Genomic DNA, 20,742 nt, shown 5'->3' on the forward strand with positions numbered 1-20,742 from the left:
ACTGTTGCGGGCAGGCATTCATGCGCCCTCGTTCGATCCGGCAGTGCAGGTACCGGTGAACACTCTAGGGTGGCTCACCGGTGTCGCTTCGCCCTTAACGTGGCTCCGTCCGCAGCACTTTCCATGTCGCGTACATCATCAGCAGGAGCAGGATCGCGAACGGAAAACCGGTCGCGATTGCTCCGGCCTGAAGTGCCGCAAGACCGCCGCCGAGCAACAATGTGATGGCGACCAGGCCTTCGAAAATTGCCCAGAAAACCCGCTGGGCAACCGGCGCGTCAACCTTGCCGCCGGCCGTGATGGAGTCGATGACCAGCGAACCCGAGTCCGACGACGTGACGAAGAATACGATCACCAGAACGATGCCGATCAACGACGTCACAGATGCGAGCGGCAGGTCGGCCAGCATGGCGAACAGCGACAGCTCCGGCACGTAATCGACTACGGTCTGCTGCACGCCCGTGTAGCCTTCGGCCAGGAACTGGTTCATGGCGGTGCCGCCGAACGTCGTCATCCACAGGATCGACGCCAGCGTCGGAATGATCAGCACGCAGACAATGAATTCGCGCACCGTGCGACCGCGCGAAACACGGGCGATGAACATGCCGACGAATGGCGACCAGGAAATCCACCAAGCCCAGTAGAAAGTCGTCCAGCCGTGGACGAAAGCATCGTCACCGCGGCCGATCCAATTGGCGAGTGCCGGGAGATTCTTGACGTAGTCGAGCGTGTTGGTGAAGAAGCCGGTGACGATGGCGAGCGTGGGCCCCAGCACGATGACGAACAGCAGCAACAGCACCGCCAGAACCATGTTGAGTTCCGACAGTCGTTTCACGCCTGCATCCAGACCTGCAACAACCGAGCCAAGGGCGAGGGCTGTTACGCCTATGATCAGTAGCACTTTCATCGTGTCGGTGTTGGGCACGCCGTACAACTCGTTCAGCCCGGCTAGTGCTTGCGATGCGCCAAAGCCGAGCGATGTCGCTAGACCGAACAGCGTCGCAAAGACCGCCATGATGTCGATCACGTGGCCGGTCCAGCCGCGGATACGCTCGCCGAAGATAGGATAGAATGCGGAACGGATAGAAAAGGGCATGCCCCGGTTGTAAGTGGCCAGCGCCAGCGAAAGCGCGACAACCGCATAAATGGCCCAAGGATGCAGACCCCAATGATAGATGGTCGCCGCCATTCCCATTTCACGGGCTCGCCCGACCGCGCTTTCCACCAGTGCGCCGTCGACGACCGGCGGGGCGATGCCAAGCGGGGGATTGTTGAAGTGGTACATCGGTTCCAGAACGCCGAAAAACATCAGTCCGATGCCCATCCCTGCAGCAAAAAGCATCGAAAGCCAACCGGCGTAGGAGTAATCGGGCGTCGCCTCCAGTCCGCCGATGCGCACTTTTCCAAGCGGTGATACGACAATCATCAGGCAGAACAGCACGAACAGATTGGCCGCGATCATAAATAGCCAGTCGAAAGTAGAGGTCAGCCATGTTCGCAGGCTTTCCAGCGCCGGCCCTACCGATTCCCTGAAGATCAAGGTGACGATGACAAAGGCCACGATCGTCACTGCTGAAATGAAGAAGACCGGATTGTGAACGTCGAGTCCAAGGATACGTACATTGTCCTGCCCGGCCTCAAGCCCATGATCCATCAAATCAGTTGCGGCGAATTCTCCTTGAATGTCCGACATAGTTCCCTCCCTCTGTGCCAGCCCACACAAGACGGAGTGCCTGCGAGAGACAATCTCCACCTTTCAGCGAAGGGTGGCGCAAAAGCGACAAGGTCAATTGTCTGAATGCGACCTTCCGGCCCGAGTTCAAGACATTGGAGGCTGATTGGCCAGCAAAATTCAGGGGTGTACGTCGAAAGCGGCGGTCCAAGCGGAGTGTCTCGCTTATCCATACCGCCGAAGCGTTCGCGTTCCTTGTCAAGCAGGATTTCCGTTCATCGATGAGATAACACGGCTGGCCAAGCCGGCGGGGGACTTTTCCGAAATTGTTTGGGCCGCGTTTTGCACCAGCGGCCCGAAGCTGTCGCTAAAACTCTCGGCTGTCCACTCTTGCAGACTTCCGGCGACATGAATTGCACCGACCGGGGCACGGCTCGAATCTAGAATTGGAGCCCCGATTGCCACTTCATGATTTAACAGCTGTCTGCATAATACTGAATGCCCGCGCTCACGAGTGGCACGGACATGAGCCATGACTTCTTCAAGAGTGCGGATAGTCTGGGTGGTAAAAGGCGTCAAATCCGAGCGTTTAACGATGTCGGCGATCTTCTCATCAGGAAGAAGCGACAAGATTGCAACACCGCCTGCCGTGCAATAGGTCGGAACCGCGTGTCCAACAATGGTTGCACTAAAAATTTCATGCTTTGATGGCATGCGCAAGGCATAGACGACCCGCACGTCATCAAAGAGCGAAAGATCGACACGCTCACGAACACGGCGGCGTAGCTCCAGCATGACAGGGTTTGCACGCTGGAGCATTGGGTTGAGCCGCAGCAAATCATGGGTCATGTCGAGAATGCGCAGGCCCGGCAGGTAGCCGCGGTTCTCAGGGTCTCGGGTTAGCATACCCAGCTTTAGGAGTGAATGAACGATACGTTGCGCAGCGCTCCGATCAATGCCAGCAGCTGCCGCGACCTGACTGAGCGACAACGGATGACGCGCACTTTGAAACGCCGACATGACCGCGACTGTTCTTGCGACCGAGCGCAGAAACAATGGATCGTCCTTGTAAGCTTCTTCTTCATCAGGATCGAAACTGGAAATACCGCGCAAATCTCGAAATGTGGTCATGAAAAATCTCTAATCGACATTGGAGGATTGACAAGCATCGAAGATGGTTCCTATCATAAAAACAATATAGATGTATCGCTGAGAGATACACGCAACAGCCCGAGGGGGCAATCAGAAAATGGGAGTGCGCTCGTGTCAAAACGCGTGGCTGTAGCTGGCTTTTTGCATGAAACGAATACATTTGCCGCCGCTCCAGCGACCATGGCAGCGTTTGTTCAGGGTGGCGGATACATCCCGATGTCACGTGGAGGCGCAATTTTCGAGAATGCGCAGAGTGTCAATCTCGGTATCGCCGGGGCATTAAAATTTGCCCAAGAGGCCGGATGGGAAGTCGTGCCTATCCTGTGGGCAGGGGCCATCCCTTCCGCGCCGGTCACCAGGGACGCCTATGAAACAATCGTTTCAGAGATTGTTGAGGGGCTTGAGAATTGCGGGCCTCTCGATGGCATTTTTATCGACATGCATGGTGCAATGGTTGCTGAGCACGTGGATGATGGTGAAGGCGAACTTCTCGAACGGGTCCGTTCCGTCCGCCCATCAGAGCCGATTGCTGTCGCGTTAGACCTGCACGGCAATGTCACACGGCGTATGTTCGAATTTTCGGATGTTATGGTCGGTTTTCGTACCTATCCTCATGTTGATATGGCCGAAACCGGTTATCGGTCGGCAGAGGCTTTGCAGGCGTTGATGGACAGGCCTAACGGCTGGCACAAGGCGATGCGACAGGGCGACTATCTGATCCCGATTGCATGGCAGTGCACGCAGGAGGAGCCAGCAAAGAGCCTGTATGGCATGACGGTCGATCTGCCAGAAAATGTGCTAACAGCCTCGCTCTTTATGGGTTTCCCCGCTGCTGACTTTGCCGAATGCGGATCTTCGATCTTTGCCTATGGTTGGGATCAGAAGGCGGTTGATGCTTGCGCCGATAATATTACGATGGCTCTTTCGGCAGCCGAAGCCTCTTTCGTCGGCACCGCCTATCAACCAAAGGAAGGGGTTGAAAAGGCGATCGAACTGGCACGGGGTGCCACCCGCCCCGTTATCATTGCTGATACTCAAGACAATCCCGGTGCCGGTGGCAGTTCGGATACGACCGGGATGCTTCGTGCACTTGTTGCCTGTGGTGCCGAACGTGCGGCCATTGGATGTATCCACGATCCGCAAGCCGCAAGGACTGCGCATCAGGCAGGTGAAGGGGCGCAGATCGAGATTTCGCTTGGCGGCAAGTCGGGAATCGAGAACGACGAGCCGTTTAAGGCCCGGTTCACAGTTGAGAAACTTTCCGACGGGAAGATCCATGCAACAGGTCCCTACTATGGCGGCACATGGCTGAATATGGGCCCTTCTGCCTGCCTTCGTCTTGGTGGAACGCGCGTCGTTGTTACGACCAATCTTGCACAAATGGCAGATCGTGAACTTTATCGCATGGTTGGTATCCAACCGGAACAGGAAGCTATTCTCGTTAACAAAAGTTCGGTCCATTTTCGAGCCGACTTCGCGCCAATCGCGGAAAAGCTTCTGGTTTGCATTGCCCCCGGTGCGATGCCACTCAGCCCCGCACAATTACCATGGAAGCGTTTGCGCTCGGGCATAAGGCTTGAGCCGCTCGGACAGGAATTTAACTAGAAGAACAAGAACAACCTTCAGAGGACCTAAGCAGATGAAGTTTATCAGTTTTCACCAACCTAGCTCGACTCTTCGCAGACTAAAATACGGAATTGCAGCGTCTTTGATCGCGCTTGGTACCGGCACTGCATGGGCGGAAACAACGCTTACCGCCGTCATGCATTCGGACCTGCGCATCCTCGATCCGATCATCACCACCGCACATATCACCCGTGATCATGCTTACATGATTTATGACGTGCTGATCGCTGTTGATGAAAATTTCAAGCCGCAGCCTCAGATGGCGGAATGGACTGTTTCGGATGATCGTAAAATCTATACATTCACACTGCGCGATGGTCTCAAATTCCACGACGGTGCGCCGGTAACGGCTGCTGATGCAGTGGCCTCGCTTGAACGCTGGGCTAAGCGTGATGCCGGTGGCCAGCTTATCATGGATATCACGGAATCCCTGAAGGCGACCGATGATAAAACGCTTGTCTGGACGCTCAAAGAGCCATTTGCCCCCTTCCTTGACACACTTTCCAAGCAGGCAGCTCTGCCTCCGTTCATCATGCCCGCGCGCATCGCTGCAACGCCAGCTGATACTGCCATTACAGAGCATATTGGCTCTGGCCCTTTCAAGTTTGTGTCGGCAGAGTTCCAACCCGGCGTTGGCGTGAGCTATGTCAAAAACGAGGAGTATATACCGCGTAATGAACCTGCTAACTGGATGGCAGGCGGTAAAGTCGTAAATGTGGATAAGGTGCGCTGGGTCACGATGACCGATGCGCAGACGGCAGTTAACGCTCTGGCAAGCGGTGAAGTCGACTATATGGAACAGGTCCCCGTCGACTTGGTAGCCCTGTTTGAAGGCGATGACACGGTGGTTCTCGAACGGCGCGATCCGCTCGGCTATCAGACCATGGGGCGTCTCAACTTCAAGCATCCTCCTTTTGACAATCCCGATATTCGCCGTGCAGCTTTTCTTGCCATGTCACAGGAACCGATACTTGCTGCGCTCATGGCTGACCCCGAATATTACAAGGTTTGCGGTGCGATTTTTGGATGCGGCACGCCCAATGCCACAAATGTCGGCGCTGAAAGCATAGTTGGGAAGGGCAATATTGAAGAAGCAAAAGAACTGCTTAAAAAGGCCGGTTATGATGGAAAGCCGGTTGTTTTGATGCAGCCAACAGACGTTTCCAGCCTGTCTCCACAGCCGGTTGTGGCAGCACAGCAGCTACGCGCAGCAGGATTCGTTGTCGACATGCAGCCAATGGACTGGCAGACGCTTGTCGGTCGCCGCGCTTCAAAGGATGAGCCGTCAAAGGGTGGCTGGAATATCTTCTTTACAAACTGGCAGATTCCGGAAATCGCCACCCCGCTCAACTCCGTCATGCTCAATGGTCGCGGCGATCAGGGCTGGTTCGGTTGGCCGCAGGATGACAAGATCGAAGCGTTGAAGAAGGAATATATTGCTGGAAAAACGCCTGAAGAGCAGAAAGCCGTTATTGAGAAGATTCAGGCCCATACGCTGGAGAACGTACTCTATATTCCGCTTGGTGAATACAATCCGCCGCAGGGTCGCCGGTCCAATGTCGTCGATATGCTAGGCTCTCCCGTTCCGGTGTTCTGGAACGTGAAAAAGACCGAAGAATAATCTGCCCGCCGCTATCGCGCCCAGCGTGATAGCTCCCAAATTCAATGCGGAACCGGTTCAGCATCGGTTCCGCTTCTCGCGGGATGCGCATATGGCTATCTACTTTTTGAAACGTACGTTTGCTCTTGTGCCAGTGTTGCTGCTGGTATCGATCTTTGTATTCCTCCTTCTTCGGCTTACGCCGGGCGATCCGGCGGCAATTCTGGCAGGCGACGCCGCCACGACTGAACAATTGGAACGCATTCGCGAGGCCATGGGTCTCAACAAACCTATCTTGACGCAATATTTCGTCTGGATGGGCAGTATATTACAGGGTGATCTTGGCGTTTCACTGATATCGGGCGTTCCGGTACTCGATCTGGTTTCTCAGCGTATCGGTCCGACGATATCCATAGCGGTTCTCACCATCATTATTGCTGTTCTCGCCGCAATTCCAATGGGTGTGATCGCAGCCTGGCGGCATCGTTCGTGGATTGATTATCTAGTCATGAGTTTTTCTGTTCTGGGCTTTTCCGTTCCAGTCTTTCTGGTTGGCTATGTGCTGCTGCTCATTTTTTCGGTCAATCTGGGCTGGCTTCCGGTGCAGGGCTTCAAGCCAATTTCATCGGGCTTTGGCAGTTTCATGGAACGAGCGATATTGCCTGCACTGACGCTGGCTTCGATCTATATCGCGCTCATCGCCCGCATGACCCGTGCAGCGATGTTGGATGTTCTGGGCGAAGATTATATTCGTACCGCACGCGCAAAAGGTGTCAGTGATCGCCGGCTCCTGTTCGTACATGCTCTGAAGAATGCTGCCGTGCCGGTCGTCACCATTATTGGCACTGGGTTCGCACTGCTAATCTCAGGTGTCGTGGTCACGGAAAGCATATTCAATATACCCGGTATCGGACGTCTGACGGTTGATGCGGTTTTGGCGCGCGACTATCCGGTCATTCAGGCCATGATCCTTTTGACGAGCGCGCTCTACGTCTTCGTCAATCTGCTGATCGATCTTTCCTACACATTGTTTGACCCAAGGATCCGCTATTGATGGGCTTTGAACCGACATCGACGGGCATGCATTGGTTGCTGCGCCTGTTCTCGCTGCCGCGCGTTAAACGCGTTGGTATCGGACCGATGATTGCTGGCGTTCTCCTTGCCGCAATCCTCATTCTAACCCTCGCTTCCCCGTGGATCGCTCCGCATGATCCGCTAGCCATGAATCCATTGATGCGGCTCAAGCCACCTTCGGATGACCATCTGCTTGGCACTGACAATTACGGTCGTGATCTCTTCTCACGCATGGTTCTTGGTGGGCGTATTTCCCTGTTGATAGGCCTTCTTGCTGCCGGAGCTTCAATTGGAGTGGGTGTTCTCATCGGCTTGGTCGCCGGCTTTTTCCGCACCGCCGACGCAATCATCATGCGCATGATGGATGCGCTAATGGCAATGCCTTCCATTTTGATCGCGATCGCGTTGGTCGCGCTGAATGGGCCATCCATTGGCTCGGTGATCGTAGCAATCACCATCCCGGAAATTCCGCGCGTCGTGCGTCTGGTGCGCTCCGTAATCTTGAGTGCTCGCGAGGAATCATACGTGGAAGCTGCGCTGGCCCTCGGTTCGAGTACGCCAAAAATCCTTTTCCAGCATCTCCTGCCCAATACGATGGCTCCGCTTATCGTGCAGGGCACCTATATCGTCGCATCGGCAATTCTAACCGAAGCAATCCTATCGTTTCTCGGGGCAGGCATAAGTACCGAGATCCCGACATGGGGAAACATAATGGCCGAGGGCCGCCAGTTTTTCCGCATCAAACCGTCCATTGTGCTTTGGCCAGGACTTCTACTGACGCTCTGCGTCCTGTCAATCAATCTTCTGGGCGATGCGGCACGCGATACGCTCGATCCGCGCCTGAAAAAGCGGGAGGGCTGAAATGGAACTGCGTAATCGTGATTTCACGACAGAACCTGTCGTGCTCGAAGTTGACAATCTCGTCGTGGCGCTACCCAGTGGCACGCAGGTGCTTCGCAGCGTCAGCCTTGATATTCGCAAAGGCGAAACGGTTTGCCTCGTTGGCGAATCGGGTTCGGGCAAGTCGGTGACGTCGTTAACGGCAATGGGGCTTCTCCCCAAGAATGCTTTGCTTGTAAAGGCAGGTGCAATCCGGCTTGGTGGCGTTGACCTGCTGAAATTATCCCCCGCCGATATGAAAAAAATGCGCGCCACGCGTATTTCGATGATCTTTCAAGAGCCAATGACGGCCCTCAATCCGGTCATGCGGGTTGGTGAGCAGATCATGGAAGTTCTGGATATTCACACCAATTTATCAGCCGAGGCGAAACGCGTCAAAGTCATCAATATTATGGAGCAGGTGCATCTGCCCGACGTCGAGCGCATCTATCAAAGCTTTCCGCACCAACTCTCGGGCGGTCAGCGTCAGCGCATCATGATTGCCATGGCGCTCATACTCGAGCCCGTAGTTTTGATCGCAGACGAGCCGACCACTGCGCTCGATGTGACGACGCAGAAGCAAATTCTGTCATTGATTGCCGAAATGCAGGCAAAACATGGCACGGCGGTTCTGTTCATCACGCATGACATGGGAGTGGTTGCCGAAATTGCCGACCGCGTCTGCGTTATGCACAACGGCGAAATCGTAGAACAGGGGATGATTCGGCAAATCCTGGCTTCACCACAACAACAATATACAAAAGACTTGCTGGGTTCGGTGCCCAGTCTCATCCCTCGATTGGCGCGTGAATCGCAAGGCGGCGAAGCTGTGATCCGCGTGCGCGACCTGGGCATGACTTATCGAAGCCGCGGTATTTTCATCACCAAGCCCGGTGTCCAAGCGTCACGCAACGTGACTTTCGAGCTTCCACCAGGACGCACACTCGGGATCGTCGGCGAATCCGGCTCCGGTAAAACCACTGTCGCTCGTTCGATCATGCGGTTGATTGAGCCCACCGAAGGCGAGATATTTGTTGGTGGACGCGACATTGCACATCTTGGCAAACGCGAAATGAAGCCGTTTCGCAAGAAACTCCAGGTAGTGTTTCAGGACCCGTTCCGATCGCTTAACCCGCGCTGGACTATTGAGCAAAGTCTGACGGAAGGACCGCTTAACTACGGTGTACCTTACGAGGAAGCTGTGGCAGAGGCGAAACGTTTGCTGAAGATTGTCTCGCTGCCACAGGATGCTTTGAAACGTTATCCGCATCAATTTTCGGGCGGTCAGCGCCAACGTATTGCCATTGCGCGGGCTGTGGCCCTCAGGCCCGACATTCTGGTGGCGGACGAGGCGGTCTCCGCGCTGGATGTCTCGATACAGGCGCAGGTTCTTGATCTTCTCGCACAGCTTCAGAACGATACCGGCATCGCCATTATTTTCATAACGCACGATCTGCGCGTCGCAGCACAGATATGCGATGACGTGCTGGTAATGAAACGCGGAGAGGTTGTCGAACATGGAAATGCGGCTGATGTGCTTGGCAATCCGTTGCATGAATATACGCGCTCATTGATTGAGGCGGCTCCCGGCCGCTTCTGGGATTTCGCGGCTGGACGTCCCGCCGCCTGATCGAAGGGCCGCTGCTTGCGGCCCCGATTATCTTCAATGCTTCAAACAGGAACGAAATTATGCCCATCATACCGTTTATTGAGGAGAAGGCCGGCGAGATGCGCGCGGTTTTCGAAGATCTTCATCGTCATCCCGAAATTGGCTTTGAGGAGAACCACGCTTCCAGCGTTGTCGCGAGTCTTTTGAAGAAATGGGGTTTCGATGAAGTTCACACCGATATCGCCAAGACCGGCGTCGTCGGCATTCTGAAAGGTCATAATCCTGGCAATCGCCGGATCGGCCTTCGAGCAGATATGGATGCACTGCCAATCGACGAGATTTCGGGAGTTTCTTATACGTCGCAAAACCCAGGCCGTATGCACGCCTGCGGCCACGATGGTCACATGACGATGTTGCTCAGTGCAGCCCAATATCTGGCCGCTACCCGCAATTTCGAAGGCACGGCGGTTTTCGTATTTCAGCCAGCTGAGGAAGGTCTTGGTGGTGCGCGTGCCATGATCGCCGAGGGCCTGTTCGAACGCTTCCCCTGCGACGAAATCTACGGGATGCATAATCAGCCTTTAGGCACACTCGGCAAAGCGCAGATACGCAAGGGCGCCGCCATGGCCGGAGCCAGCTTCTTCGACATCAAACTGACGGGAAAGGGCAGTCATGCGGCCCAACCGCATAATTCACGGGACGTGTTGGTGATCGGTGCCGATCTTGTAGGGCAGATACAGACCATCGTTTCCCGTAACATCCCGGCGACTGAAGCCTGTGTGGTTTCGTGCACCCAATTCCACACCGGCAGCGCCTATAATATCGTGCCGGAAGTCGCCACGATCACCGGTACGATCCGCTATTTTGAACGCCACGTCTGCGACTTGGCGGAAAGCCGTCTGCGAGAAATTTGCGCAGGCGTGGCAGCTGGTTACGGCGTCACTATTGATGTCGACATCCGCAATGTCTTTGATGTTTTGCGTAATGATGACGAGCTTTCTGAAGCCTATATCGCTGTTGCGCGCGATGTGCTCGGCGAGGAAAACGTCAGCGACGACTGCCCGGCTTTTATGGGAAGCGAGGATTTCGCCGATATGCTCGCGCGCGTACCTGGCGCTTACATTAATGTGCAGCATGGCGGCAAGGCCGCTTTGCACAATCCGGCATTTACGCTCGAACCGGAAGTGCTTCCGATTGGCGCGTCCATCTATGCTCGGATCGTGGAAACCCGCTTGTCTGTTAACAAGGAATTGGCCGCATGAGCGCGTTTGAACTTCCATTCGACCTAGATGACATGATTGGGCGTCTGCGTCCCTGGATCGAAACTGAAAGCCCGACTTTCGATGCAGCGTCTGTCAACAGGATGGTGGATACTGCCGCCTACGACTTCGCAGCTGCAGGTGCGGACATTGAATTCATTCCGGGGCGAATGGGCTTTGGCGGTTCTTTGCGTGCACGGTTTCCGCACGAGCATCAAGGCAAGCCCGGCATTCTGGTTTCCGGGCATCTCGATACCGTCCATCCGGTTGGCGTCATTGATGTAAATCCGTTCCGCCGAGACGAGGGCAAGATTTACGGCCCCGGCATCCAGGATATGAAGGGTGGCAATTTCATTGCGCTTGAGGCCATGCGTCAGATTGCGAGAAGCGGACTTGCAACCAAACTTCCTGTTACCTTCCTTTTGACGCCCGATGAAGAGGTGGGAACCCCTTCCACGCGCGATCTGATTGAACAGGAAGCGCTCAAGAACAAATATGTTCTGGTGCCGGAACCCGCGCGGCGTGACGGCGGCGCAGTCGTGGGACGCTATGCGATTGCACGTTACAATCTGGAGACTATTGGCAGGCCGAGCCATGCCGGCTGGTTGCTCAAGGAAGGACGCTCAGCCATCCGCCGCATGGCGGAAAAAATCATAGAGATTGAAGCGCTCACAACAGAAGATTGTACATTCTCTGTCGGTGTTATTCAGGCTGGACAATGGGTCAATTGCGTTTCGTCAAGCTGCAAGGCCGAGGCGCTCAGCATGGCGAAAACCCAAAAGGATCTGGAAGACGGCGTTTCAAGCATCATGGCCCTTGCAGGCGCGAAAGACGATGTGGAGCTCATCGTCACGCGCGGCGTGACGCGGCCTGTTTGGGAGCCGGGGCAGCCGCAAGATATGAAACTCTTCGATTTCGCCAATGATATCGCCAAAGAGATCGGATTCACTATGACGGCCCAAAGCTCCGGTGGCGGTTCCGATGGAAATTTTACCGGCGCGCTCGGCGTGCCGACGCTTGATTCCATCGGCGTGCGTGGTGATGGTCTGCATACTTTAGGCGAGCATATCTTCGAAGACAGTCTGATCGAGCGCGCGCGTCTTCACGCAGGCTTGTTCTTGCGGCTGGAATAAAAGCGCAACAGGTGCAGCCATATGTCCAATGCAAGCCGATTGACCGAAGCCCGTATTCCGGGCCTGAAGGATGATGTTACGATCAATGTGGATCAGTGGGGGGTGGCCCATATTAGGGCCAGCAACCTTCACGATCTCTTTTTTGCGCAAGGCTGGAATGCTGCGCGTGATCGTCTCTGGCAGATCGACACGGCCCGCAAACGCGGGCTGGGTCTGCTGGCACGTGATTTTGGCCCTGGCTATTTGGAGCAGGACAGGGCCGCGCGGCTGTTGCTCTACCGCGGAGACATGGCGGCTGAGTGGCGAGCTTACGGGCCGGATTCCGAAGAAATCTGCACCGCATTTGCAAGCGGTATCAATGCTTACGTCGATGCCTGCAATGCGGGCTCGATATCGCTTCCGCCAGAGTTTGTATTGCTTGGTCATCGGCCAGAACGCTGGAAGCCGGAAGATGTCGTGCGGGTGCGTACCCACTCGCTGACGCGCAACGCATCCTCCGAGCTGTTGCGCTCCAAAGTCATGGCTGCGGCGGGCGTGGAACTGGGCGCGAAGCTCGATATGCTTCGCAAGGATTTGTCCCACGGCATCGTGCCCAAGCCGGTCGAAGGCTTTGACCCGGCAATTATGACGGACCGGGTGCTGCGTGATTTTAACCTTGCCATCAGCCCCGCAACATTTTCAAATGAGCGGCTCGCTGCCACATTGGATGAGGCTGCCCTTTGGACGACAGTGGCTCCGTCTGGCGATATTGTTCGCGCTTCCTTTGAAGAGGGCTCCAACAACTGGGCCATATCGGCAGAGAAAACCACAACCGGTCGCCCTATACTCGCTCTCGATCCGCATCGCACACATACTTTGCCATCAATACGATATGTCGTTCATCTGACCATGCCGGGTCTCGATGTGATCGGTGCAGGCGAGCCGATGGTTCCTGGAATATCGATGGGTCACAATGGCACTATCGCTTTCGGCCTTACAATTTTCGGCGCAGACCAAGAGGATATTTATGTCTATCGGATGAAGGAAGATGATCCTGATCAATACGTCTACGCAGACGGTTGGGAACAGGTCGAAACCATCACCGAAACAATTCCCGTCAAGGGATACCCCGATCAAAAAGTCGAACTAAAGTTTACCCGCCATGGTCCCATCATCTACCAGGATGAGGAAAACCATCGCGCTTTTGGCTTGCGAACTGTGTGGATGGACGCCGGCATGGCGCCCTATATGGCCAGCCTTTGCGTGATGAAAGCGACGAACTATGGTGAATATTCAAGTGCGCTGCAAGGCTGGGGCTGCCCTTCCGTCAATCATATTTATGCTGATACGGCCAACACGATTGCATGGAACCCGTCCGGTGCTACGCCAGTTCGTAACAATTGGGATGGCTTGCTTCCGGTTCCCGGGGACGGGCGTTTTGAATGGAACGGGTATTTGTCACCGCAGTCGGGCCCCTCGGAAGTTAATCCCTCGCGCGGTTTTATAGCGACCGCCAACGCCATGAATGTGCCGGTTGATTGGACGGCAACCAATCCGGCTATCGGCTATGAGTGGCTCGACAGTAGCAGGCATGACACGCTCCACCACGAGCTTTCCCGCAGCGAGCCGATTTCCCTTGAAGATTGCGTGGCCCTGCAGCGTTCAACTGTCTCACCGATTGCTGTCCGCGTGCTGAACCGAATGAGAGTGCTACTTGGCCATGACAACAATGAACAGGCATGGCGGCTGCTCCAGAATTGGAACGGCGATCTGGCTGCACATTCCGCGCCGGCAGCAATTTTTGAGATATGGCTCAGCAAGCATCTCGGCCCTCTTGTCGCTCGGCTGGAAGGGGCCGCACCGGAATTAATTCCGTTACTAATGCCATTCGACGCACCAAGCATTGCTTCATGGCTGGAAAAAGCGGCCGATAGTGCCGAGATTGTCCAACGCATTCGCCGAAGCCTCGTAGATGCTTGGGCGGAATATACTTCATCGGGGAAAGCAGGCACCACGAACCGGTCGTGGGGCTGCATCCATAAACTCCACCTGCGCCATCCTCTTCAGGGGCTCACGGATAAAGATTGGTCAACAGGCCCAATCGCCTTGGGAGGGAGCAGTTCTACGCTTAACTATGCCAATTATCGATTGAGTGACTTCTCAGTCATCTCAGGGCCATCGGTTCGGATGGTTATTGACGTCGGGGCATGGGACAACAGTTTTTTTGTAAACAATCCGGGACAATCAGGATTACCGGATTCTCCACATTATACGGATCTCAAGAAATATTGGCATGAGGGACACTCTGTTCCATTACTGTATTCGGCAGAACAAATAAGCAGAGTGACGACAACGACAATATCGTTGAGTGCTTGATGCGGTTTGCGGAACGCCGTCCCGGTCACTGAACTTGATCGAGCACGGCTGGCGAAACCCGTCATCCGGTTGCTTATCTTGCGTCCGGGTGAGGGGGGCGAGCGAGTCTGCCATCCTTGGCGAACCGGGCATAATGTCAGCTGCGGCCACCGTGACATCAGCCTGGCGGCCAACCGGTTGGATAGGGACCTGAATACTGGAACATTGTTGTGGCGCAGTTGCCTTGTCACGTGATCGCCAGTTTCAGGCCTCCAACCGGTCTCAGGCAGGAATTCAGTTCACACCGTAGCGACGGGGCACGAGCGCTGCCTGAAACCAGCGCACGAAAGTTTCGATCGAAAATGTCGGAAGTCCGGTCGCGTCGCGGATGTCGGCGGCATAAGGAACCATATTCGTGCATTCCAGCACCAGCGCACCCAGATCGGGATTTGCCGCCACCAGCGCTCGGGCGGCGTCGATATTGTCGACCCGCGCCGCTGCTACGTCCAGTTCCATCGCATTGCCGAGAATGGCACGGGTGAACTCACGCCCGCCTTCAGTCGTGCCGATCGGGGTGCCCTCTGGCACACCTGCCTTCTCGAGATGCGCTGGCGTAAGGGTCGAGGCGGAGATCGTCAGAATGCCGGCCCGGCGGTCCGGCGAAAGCAAGCGGTTGACCATGGCCACTTGCATCAGCGAGGAGGTCGCCACCGGCACCGGTAGGGCAGCAGCGAGCTCTTCCTGGAACAGCGAAAGGAATCCGCAATTGGTGGTGACACCGTCGACCCCATCCTCAACAAGCTCGCAGGCCGCTGCGATGAAGGTTTTCAGTAGGCCTTCAGCGCCCTTGCGCACCACCCGGTCGGGCGAAGCACCACGTACCACCTTGTAGTGCACCGGAAAGGGCCAGGTGGTGGCATTGCCCATATCGCCAGGTATGCGTGGAAATTGCGCCTCCAGCATCAGTATGCCCACCGATGCTCCGTTAACCGCCTTACCGCCCTGAACTTTCATCCAATCTCTTCCTCGTTTACGAGCCGGCGCTCAAACAGTTCCTCGGGTCCGGCGACATAGATATTCGAATAACCCTCACGGACCGAAGCGACGATCTGGTCCATGCGTTTGACGATATGACCGCGCATCAACAGAACCGCTGCTTGCGCGTCCCGCCTGAGAATGGCATCCATGATGCGGCTGTGCTCATCCTTGGTGCGGATGACAGCAGCGGCCATATCGACCCAGCGGATGAAGCGGATACGCTCGTTAACCAGCGCCAATTGACGGCAGAGTTCGCGATTGCCGGAAAGTCGGGCGATCGCCAGGTGGAATGCCTCGTCCGCCGCACTGGCCTCTCGGATCGTACGTCCTGCATAAAGCAGGCCATCCTGATATTCGTTGTCAAAGAGAGTGGAAATATCGGCGTCTCCGGCGCGCTCGCACAACAGGCGGACCGCCGTTTCTTCCAGAACCGCACGAATCTCGTAGAGCTCGAAGATAGAGCGGACATCAAGCTCGCGGCAAAAAAAGCCCTTGCCAGACTGAAAATCGATCAATTGTTCTGCAACCAGCCGGTTCAGCGCCTCCCGCAGCGGCGTCCGGCTGGCATCGAGTTCGCGCGCCAGCATGACCTCGTTAAGACGCTCGCCCGGCCGAATGCGGAAGTTCACCGCCATTTCCTTTAGCTGCGCGTAAAGAGTCTCGACCCGTCCCTCGCTCATTCCTGCCTCCGGATATATAGTCCCACCTTCTTGACACAGGCGATGACACTACTCAACATGCAGACCTGTATACAGAGCAGCATGCACGCATTCCAGTGACAATTTCGCAAGGACCTCTTCCTTAATGACAGACCAAAGCCGCTCCAATACGCTGACAGCAGCCCAAGCGATGGTGCACATGCTCGAAGCCTACGGAGTCTCTCACATATTCGGCCTGTGTGGAGACACAACCTTGCCATTTTACGATGCGCTGGCGACTATCGATCACGGCATTACCCACATTCTCACGCGCGACGAGCGCCATGCCGGCTATATGGCCGACGGTTATGCGCGCGTCACCGGAAAACCTGGCGTTTGTGAAGGTCCCTCCGGGGGTGGTGCAACCTATATCCTGCCCAGCTTGGTCGAGGCCAATGAAAGCTCGATTCCGATCCTGGCCATTACCAGTGATGTCTCCACCAATTCGCGTGGCCGTTATCCGTTGACCGAGCTGGATCAGGTGGCGCTGATGCGACCGCTGACGAAATGGAACGCCTCGATCGATGATCCCTCGAGATTGCCAGCCATGGTACGCACTGCCTTTCGGGCGATGACCACCGGCAGGCCCGGATCGGCCCATATCGCCCTTCCGTTTGATACACAAAAGGGCACGACCGATCCGGACGAAATCTGGGCCGACCCCCATCATCAGGTCTATCCGACGGAGCGTGCCGCACCCGATCCGCAGGCCATCCGCGATGCCGCCGACGCGCTGCTTTCGGCGAAAGCGGCGGTCGCTATCTGTGGCGGCGGGCCGGTAATTGCAGGTGCAGAAGCCGAACTGTTGCGACTGGCACGCCTCCTTGATCTGCCGGTCGCCACCACCGTCTCCGGCCAAGGTTCCATTGCCGAGACCGATCCCCTGGCGGTAGGTGTTGTCGGATCCAATGGCGGAGTGCCCTCCACCCGCGCCGTCGTCGATGAGGCTGATCTTGTACTTTTCATTGGCTGCCGGGCAGGCTCGGTCACTACGGAACGCTGGCGCTCGCCGAAGAAGCAAACCCGGATCGTCCATATCGACAGCGATCCGCTGGTCATCGGCGCCAACTACCAGACGGAAGTGGCCATCTGCGCCGACGCCAGGCTGGCGCTGGCGGCCCTATGCGAGGAACTCGAGAGCCGTAACCCCGCCGTCTCCCAGAACGGAGCTGTACGCGCAAAACGGGCCTGGGACCTGAAACTTGCTGCCTTCACACCGCTTGCCTCATCCCTCGAGCGCCCAATCAAACCGGAGAGGGTGGTCGCGGCGCTCAGTTCGCTGCTCGATGACGATGCAATCATTGTTGCCGATCCCGGCACGCCTTGCCCATATTTCTCCGCCCATTACCGATGGCGCAAATCCGGGCGCCACTTCATAACCAACCGCGCCCACGGCGCGCTCGGTTATGCACTCGCCGCCTCGATGGGCGCTCATGTCGGTCGTCCCGACGTCAAGACCGTCGCTGTCATGGGTGACGGCTCTTTCGGCTTCTGCTGCGGCGAATTTGAAACAATCGTTCGCGAAAAGATGCCGATTACCGCGATCGTTTTTTCCAATGCGACCTATGGCTGGATCAAGGCCGGCCAGAACACCGGCTTTGGCAAGCGGTTTTACAATGTCGATTTCAACCGCACCGACCATGCCGCAGTCGCCAGCGCCTTCGGCGTCAAGTCGTTTCGGGTGGAGAACCCCGAGATGCTGATCCCCGTATTGAGAGAAGCCCTGGCGCATGATGGCCCAACGCTCGTCGACATCATTTCCCAGCCGTTGCACGAAGCGGCCGCGCCTGTCAGCGAATGGGTCGCCTGATGACAATAGCCGAACCCAAACATGTCGTCATTGTCGGGGCAGGCATCGTCGGCGTTTCGACCGCCGTCTGGCTGCAGCGCGCCGGCCATCGGGTGACCATCATTGATCGGCTGGGAGTGGCCGAGGGCACCAGCTACGGCAATGGCGGTGTGCTGGCGTCCTGCTCCATCGTGCCGGTGACCGTGCCGGGGCTGATGCGCAAGGCACCGCGCATGCTGTTCGATCGAAACCAGCCACTCTTCTTGCGCTGGCCCTATCTGCCGACGCTGGCACCGTGGCTGATCCGCTATCTCAGCCACTGCAATCCGAGGGACGTCGAACGCATCGCCAAGGCCATCCACGGCATCGTTGGAGACAGTCTTTCCGACCATCAGGCACTGTCGGCCGGAACGGGGGCGGAGCAGTACCTGCTCCCCTCGGATTATGTATTCGCCTACAATGATCGCGCTCATTTTGAAAGGGATGCCTTCGGTTGGGCGATCCGCAAGGCCCATGGTTTTGCCTGGGACGAACTGGAAGGAGGCGCCTTCCAGGCCTATGATCCCGCCTTTGCGTCGGCGCTTGGTTTCGGCGCGCGGCTCAGCGACCATGGACTGATCTCGGATCCAGGCGCCTATGTGAAGACACTCGCCGCCCATGCCCAGGCTGGCGGTTCTGTCTTCCACCGGGGCGATGTCAGCGATATCGTTCACGCGGAAGGCAAAGTCAGGGGTGTTCGCATCGGCGGCGATACACTGGCCTGCGACGACGTGGTGATCGCCACCGGCGTCTGGTCGAAGCCGCTTGCTCGAAATCTGGGCCTTGACGTTCCGCTCGAAAGCGAGGGCGGCTATCATATCGAGTTACTGGAACCCAACATCATGCCACGTTCGCCCGTGATGGTTGCATCTGGAAAACTCGTCGTGACTCCGATGGAGAACCGCATACGTCTCGCTGGCGTAGTTGAATTCGGTGGGCTGAAAGCGACTGCCTCACGTGCGCCGTTAGACCTTCTAATGCGTAATATCAAGGCGGCGATGCCAACGCTGACCTGGAAGGACACGCGCGAATGGATGGGACACAGACCGGCACCGGCCGATTCCATTCCGGTTATCGGTGCAGTCCCGAAGATATCCGGCGCATGGCTTGGCTTCGGTCATCATCATATCGGCTTGACCGGCGGACCCAAGACCGGAAAGCTGCTCGCGCAGATGATCTGCGGCCAGAAAATCAATTTCGATCTTGCACCTTACGCGCCGATCCGATTTCAATAAGGCACAAACAAAAAGGGGAACTTGGAATGAAAGAAATAACTTCGCTTCTCGCTGGAACCGCCCTCGGCCTGGCATTCGCGACCTCGGCCTTCGCGGAAAAGTGGGACATGCCGGTTGCCTATCCGTCCAGCAACTTCCATACGGAGAATGCAGTGGCCTTCACCAAATGCGTGGCTGATAGCACCAAGGGTGGTCTCGAGATAGTCCTCCATGCCAACGGCTCGCTGTTTTCCGGCAATGACATCAAGCGTGCGGTACAAACCGGGCAAGCGCCCATCGGCGAGCGCCTGCTTTCGGCGCATGCCAATGAGAATCCGCTGTTTGCAGTCGATTCGATCCCTTTCCTGGCCAGCTCTTTCGACGCCTCCGACAAGCTCTGGTCCGCGGCGCTCGACAAAGTAGGCGCCGCGCTTGAAGCCCAGGACCTGGTCTATGTCTATTCCGTTCCGTGGCCGCCGCAGGGTCTCTATACGAAGAAAGAAGTCAATTCGGCTGCCGACCTCAAGGGTGTGAAATTCCGCGCCTATAATGCGGCGACCGCCCGTATCGCCGAGCTTGCCGGCATGGTGCCGGTGCAGATCGAAGCGGCCGAACTCAGCCAGGCTCTGGCTACCGGAATTGCCGACAGCTTCGTCTCCTCTGGCTCGACAGGCGTGGATTCCAAGGTTTGGGAAAGCCTGAAATATTTCTACGATGTTCAAGCATGGTTGCCGCGCAATGTCGTCTTCGTCAACAAGAGCGCCTATGATAGCCTCGATGATGCCTCCAGGAAGGCGCTGATGGATTGCGGCGCCAAGGCGGCGGAGACCGGTGAAGCCACCTCCAGGGAACTCACAGCCAAATACCTCAAGACACTCGCCGAAAACGGCATGGTCGTCGGCGATCCCGGTGCGCAGCTGAAGAGCGACTTTGAGGGCTATGGCACGACGATGACGGACGAGTGGCTGGCCAAGGCCGGGGCCGATGGCAAGGCGATCGTCGACGCCTACAAGGCCAAATAACCCTCGGGCAAGACAAGGTCCGGCGAGATCGCCGGGCTTTCCTTTTTCTGCTCAAGGGGCCATCATGAACGCATCCATCCGCAAACACCCGCTACGCCTGGTTCTCGACCGCCTGTATGACGCTGCTGGCGTTATTTCCGCCCTGTGCCTCATCGCCATTCTGCTGGTCATCGTCGTGCAGATGGTAGCTCGCTGGTCGAGCCTGACCTTTCCAGGTGGTGCCGAATATGCCGGCTATCTGATGGCCTCGGCCTCGTTCCTCGCCTTTGCCCATACCCTCAATCACGGCGCCCATATCCGCGTCAACCTGCTGCTGACCGCATTGGGCGGGAACAAGTTCTGGGCCGAACTCTGGTGTCTGGTGATTGGCACCGCCGCCTCGACCTATCTTGCCTGGTATGCTGTCAAGCTCGTCTACTGGTCGCGTAAACTTGGCGACGTCAGCCAGGGGCAGGATGAAACCATGCTGTGGATCGTGCAAACGCCGATGGCGGTCGGTGCCATCCTTCTGGCCATCTGCTTTGCCGACAATCTTCTTGCCCTGGTTATTACCGGCAGGGACAATATCGCATCCGATCTGGCCGAAAAAAGCCACGGCGAATAA

16 protein-coding genes are annotated in these 20,742 nt (G+C 56.5%); 12 read left to right on the top strand and 4 right to left on the bottom strand.

The window, feature by feature from the left end; genetic code table 11:
- Positions 1 to 94 precede the first annotated feature (94 nt).
- Together ACYJL1_RS23795 and ACYJL1_RS23800 are read right to left on the bottom strand one after the other, a co-directional pair.
- The gene (locus tag ACYJL1_RS23795) at positions 95 to 1,693 is read right to left on the bottom strand and encodes a BCCT family transporter (protein WP_460899569.1); all 1,599 of its coding nucleotides are present in this window, start codon (positions 1,691 to 1,693) and stop codon (positions 95 to 97) included.
- Between the two features lie 237 nt (positions 1,694 to 1,930).
- On the bottom strand, positions 1,931 to 2,803 hold the full coding sequence (locus tag ACYJL1_RS23800) for an IclR family transcriptional regulator (RefSeq protein WP_460899570.1): 873 nt from the start codon (positions 2,801 to 2,803) through the stop codon (positions 1,931 to 1,933).
- Between the two features lie 132 nt (positions 2,804 to 2,935).
- On the opposite strand from ACYJL1_RS23800, the gene ACYJL1_RS23805 reads away from it, so the two are divergent.
- The 8 genes from ACYJL1_RS23805 (at position 2,936) to ACYJL1_RS23840 (ending at position 14,359) form a co-directional block, all read left to right on the top strand.
- Positions 2,936 to 4,429 carry a M81 family metallopeptidase gene (locus ACYJL1_RS23805; protein WP_460899571.1) on the top strand — a complete coding sequence of 498 codons (1,494 nt, stop codon included), beginning with the start codon at positions 2,936 to 2,938 and terminating at the stop codon, positions 4,427 to 4,429.
- Positions 4,430 to 4,463: 34 nt separating this feature from the next.
- A complete protein-coding gene (locus ACYJL1_RS23810; protein WP_460899572.1) occupies positions 4,464 to 6,071 on the top strand; it encodes an ABC transporter substrate-binding protein in 1,608 nt (535 codons plus the stop codon).
- Between the two features lie 91 nt (positions 6,072 to 6,162).
- The gene (locus ACYJL1_RS23815) at positions 6,163 to 7,104 is read left to right on the top strand and encodes an ABC transporter permease (protein WP_460899573.1); all 942 of its coding nucleotides are present in this window, start codon (positions 6,163 to 6,165) and stop codon (positions 7,102 to 7,104) included.
- Positions 7,104 to 7,985, top strand: a complete 882-nt coding sequence (locus ACYJL1_RS23820) for an ABC transporter permease (protein ID WP_460899574.1) — start codon at positions 7,104 to 7,106, stop codon at positions 7,983 to 7,985. The genes ACYJL1_RS23815 and ACYJL1_RS23820 overlap by 1 nt, the downstream gene beginning before the upstream one ends.
- Position 7,986: 1 nt before the next feature.
- Positions 7,987 to 9,633, top strand: coding sequence for an ABC transporter ATP-binding protein (locus tag ACYJL1_RS23825; protein ID WP_460899575.1), 1,647 nt, complete (start codon positions 7,987 to 7,989; stop codon positions 9,631 to 9,633).
- 59 nt (positions 9,634 to 9,692) lie between these two features.
- Positions 9,693 to 10,874 (top strand): M20 aminoacylase family protein, encoded by a 1,182-nt coding sequence (locus ACYJL1_RS23830; protein WP_460899576.1) that lies wholly within the window; start codon positions 9,693 to 9,695, stop codon positions 10,872 to 10,874.
- Positions 10,871 to 12,004: a M20/M25/M40 family metallo-hydrolase gene (locus ACYJL1_RS23835; RefSeq protein ID WP_460899577.1), complete on the top strand. Its 1,134-nt coding sequence runs from the start codon at positions 10,871 to 10,873 to the stop codon at positions 12,002 to 12,004. Before ACYJL1_RS23830 ends, ACYJL1_RS23835 begins: the two co-directional genes overlap by 4 nt.
- A gap of 21 nt (positions 12,005 to 12,025) precedes the next feature.
- Positions 12,026 to 14,359: a penicillin acylase family protein gene (locus tag ACYJL1_RS23840; RefSeq protein ID WP_460899578.1), complete on the top strand. Its 2,334-nt coding sequence runs from the start codon at positions 12,026 to 12,028 to the stop codon at positions 14,357 to 14,359.
- Positions 14,360 to 14,632: 273 nt separating this feature from the next.
- Here the strand turns inward: ACYJL1_RS23840 and ACYJL1_RS23845 are convergent, their stop codons facing one another.
- Together ACYJL1_RS23845 and ACYJL1_RS23850 are read right to left on the bottom strand one after the other, a co-directional pair.
- Positions 14,633 to 15,352, bottom strand: coding sequence for an aspartate/glutamate racemase family protein (locus ACYJL1_RS23845; RefSeq protein WP_460899579.1), 720 nt, complete (start codon positions 15,350 to 15,352; stop codon positions 14,633 to 14,635).
- A complete protein-coding gene (locus tag ACYJL1_RS23850; RefSeq protein WP_460899580.1) occupies positions 15,349 to 16,056 on the bottom strand; it encodes a GntR family transcriptional regulator in 708 nt (235 codons plus the stop codon). The genes ACYJL1_RS23845 and ACYJL1_RS23850 overlap by 4 nt, the downstream gene beginning before the upstream one ends.
- Before the next feature lie 124 nt (positions 16,057 to 16,180).
- Between ACYJL1_RS23850 and ACYJL1_RS23855 the strand changes: the two genes are divergently transcribed.
- From ACYJL1_RS23855 to ACYJL1_RS23870, 4 genes are all read left to right on the top strand, one after another.
- On the top strand, positions 16,181 to 17,884 hold the full coding sequence (locus tag ACYJL1_RS23855; RefSeq protein ID WP_460899581.1) for a thiamine pyrophosphate-binding protein: 1,704 nt from the start codon (positions 16,181 to 16,183) through the stop codon (positions 17,882 to 17,884).
- Positions 17,884 to 19,137 carry an NAD(P)/FAD-dependent oxidoreductase gene (locus ACYJL1_RS23860; protein WP_460899582.1) on the top strand — a complete coding sequence of 418 codons (1,254 nt, stop codon included), beginning with the start codon at positions 17,884 to 17,886 and terminating at the stop codon, positions 19,135 to 19,137. Before ACYJL1_RS23855 ends, ACYJL1_RS23860 begins: the two co-directional genes overlap by 1 nt.
- 26 nt (positions 19,138 to 19,163) lie before the next feature.
- Positions 19,164 to 20,138 carry a TRAP transporter substrate-binding protein gene (locus ACYJL1_RS23865; protein ID WP_460899583.1) on the top strand — a complete coding sequence of 325 codons (975 nt, stop codon included), beginning with the start codon at positions 19,164 to 19,166 and terminating at the stop codon, positions 20,136 to 20,138.
- 64 nt (positions 20,139 to 20,202) lie between these two features.
- The gene (locus ACYJL1_RS23870; protein WP_460899584.1) at positions 20,203 to 20,742 is read left to right on the top strand and encodes a TRAP transporter small permease; all 540 of its coding nucleotides are present in this window, start codon (positions 20,203 to 20,205) and stop codon (positions 20,740 to 20,742) included.

It is taken from the genome of Phyllobacterium sp. K27, from assembly GCF_054796155.1.

Coding starts and splice junctions, on each gene's coding strand:
- ACYJL1_RS23820 (WP_460899574.1), top strand. CDS start 7,104: ATGGGCTTTGAACCGACATCGACGGGCATGCATTGGTTGCTGCGCCTG.
- ACYJL1_RS23860 (WP_460899582.1), top strand. CDS start 17,884: ATGACAATAGCCGAACCCAAACATGTCGTCATTGTCGGGGCAGGCATC.
- ACYJL1_RS23865 (WP_460899583.1), top strand. CDS start 19,164: ATGAAAGAAATAACTTCGCTTCTCGCTGGAACCGCCCTCGGCCTGGCA.
- ACYJL1_RS23840 (WP_460899578.1), top strand. CDS start 12,026: ATGTCCAATGCAAGCCGATTGACCGAAGCCCGTATTCCGGGCCTGAAG.
- ACYJL1_RS23795 (WP_460899569.1), bottom strand. CDS start 1,693: ATGTCGGACATTCAAGGAGAATTCGCCGCAACTGATTTGATGGATCAT.
- ACYJL1_RS23825 (WP_460899575.1), top strand. CDS start 7,987: ATGGAACTGCGTAATCGTGATTTCACGACAGAACCTGTCGTGCTCGAA.
- ACYJL1_RS23845 (WP_460899579.1), bottom strand. CDS start 15,352: ATGAAAGTTCAGGGCGGTAAGGCGGTTAACGGAGCATCGGTGGGCATA.
- ACYJL1_RS23815 (WP_460899573.1), top strand. CDS start 6,163: ATGGCTATCTACTTTTTGAAACGTACGTTTGCTCTTGTGCCAGTGTTG.
- ACYJL1_RS23855 (WP_460899581.1), top strand. CDS start 16,181: ATGACAGACCAAAGCCGCTCCAATACGCTGACAGCAGCCCAAGCGATG.
- ACYJL1_RS23830 (WP_460899576.1), top strand. CDS start 9,693: ATGCCCATCATACCGTTTATTGAGGAGAAGGCCGGCGAGATGCGCGCG.
- ACYJL1_RS23810 (WP_460899572.1), top strand. CDS start 4,464: ATGAAGTTTATCAGTTTTCACCAACCTAGCTCGACTCTTCGCAGACTA.
- ACYJL1_RS23850 (WP_460899580.1), bottom strand. CDS start 16,056: ATGAGCGAGGGACGGGTCGAGACTCTTTACGCGCAGCTAAAGGAAATG.
- ACYJL1_RS23835 (WP_460899577.1), top strand. CDS start 10,871: ATGAGCGCGTTTGAACTTCCATTCGACCTAGATGACATGATTGGGCGT.
- ACYJL1_RS23870 (WP_460899584.1), top strand. CDS start 20,203: ATGAACGCATCCATCCGCAAACACCCGCTACGCCTGGTTCTCGACCGC.
- ACYJL1_RS23800 (WP_460899570.1), bottom strand. CDS start 2,803: ATGACCACATTTCGAGATTTGCGCGGTATTTCCAGTTTCGATCCTGAT.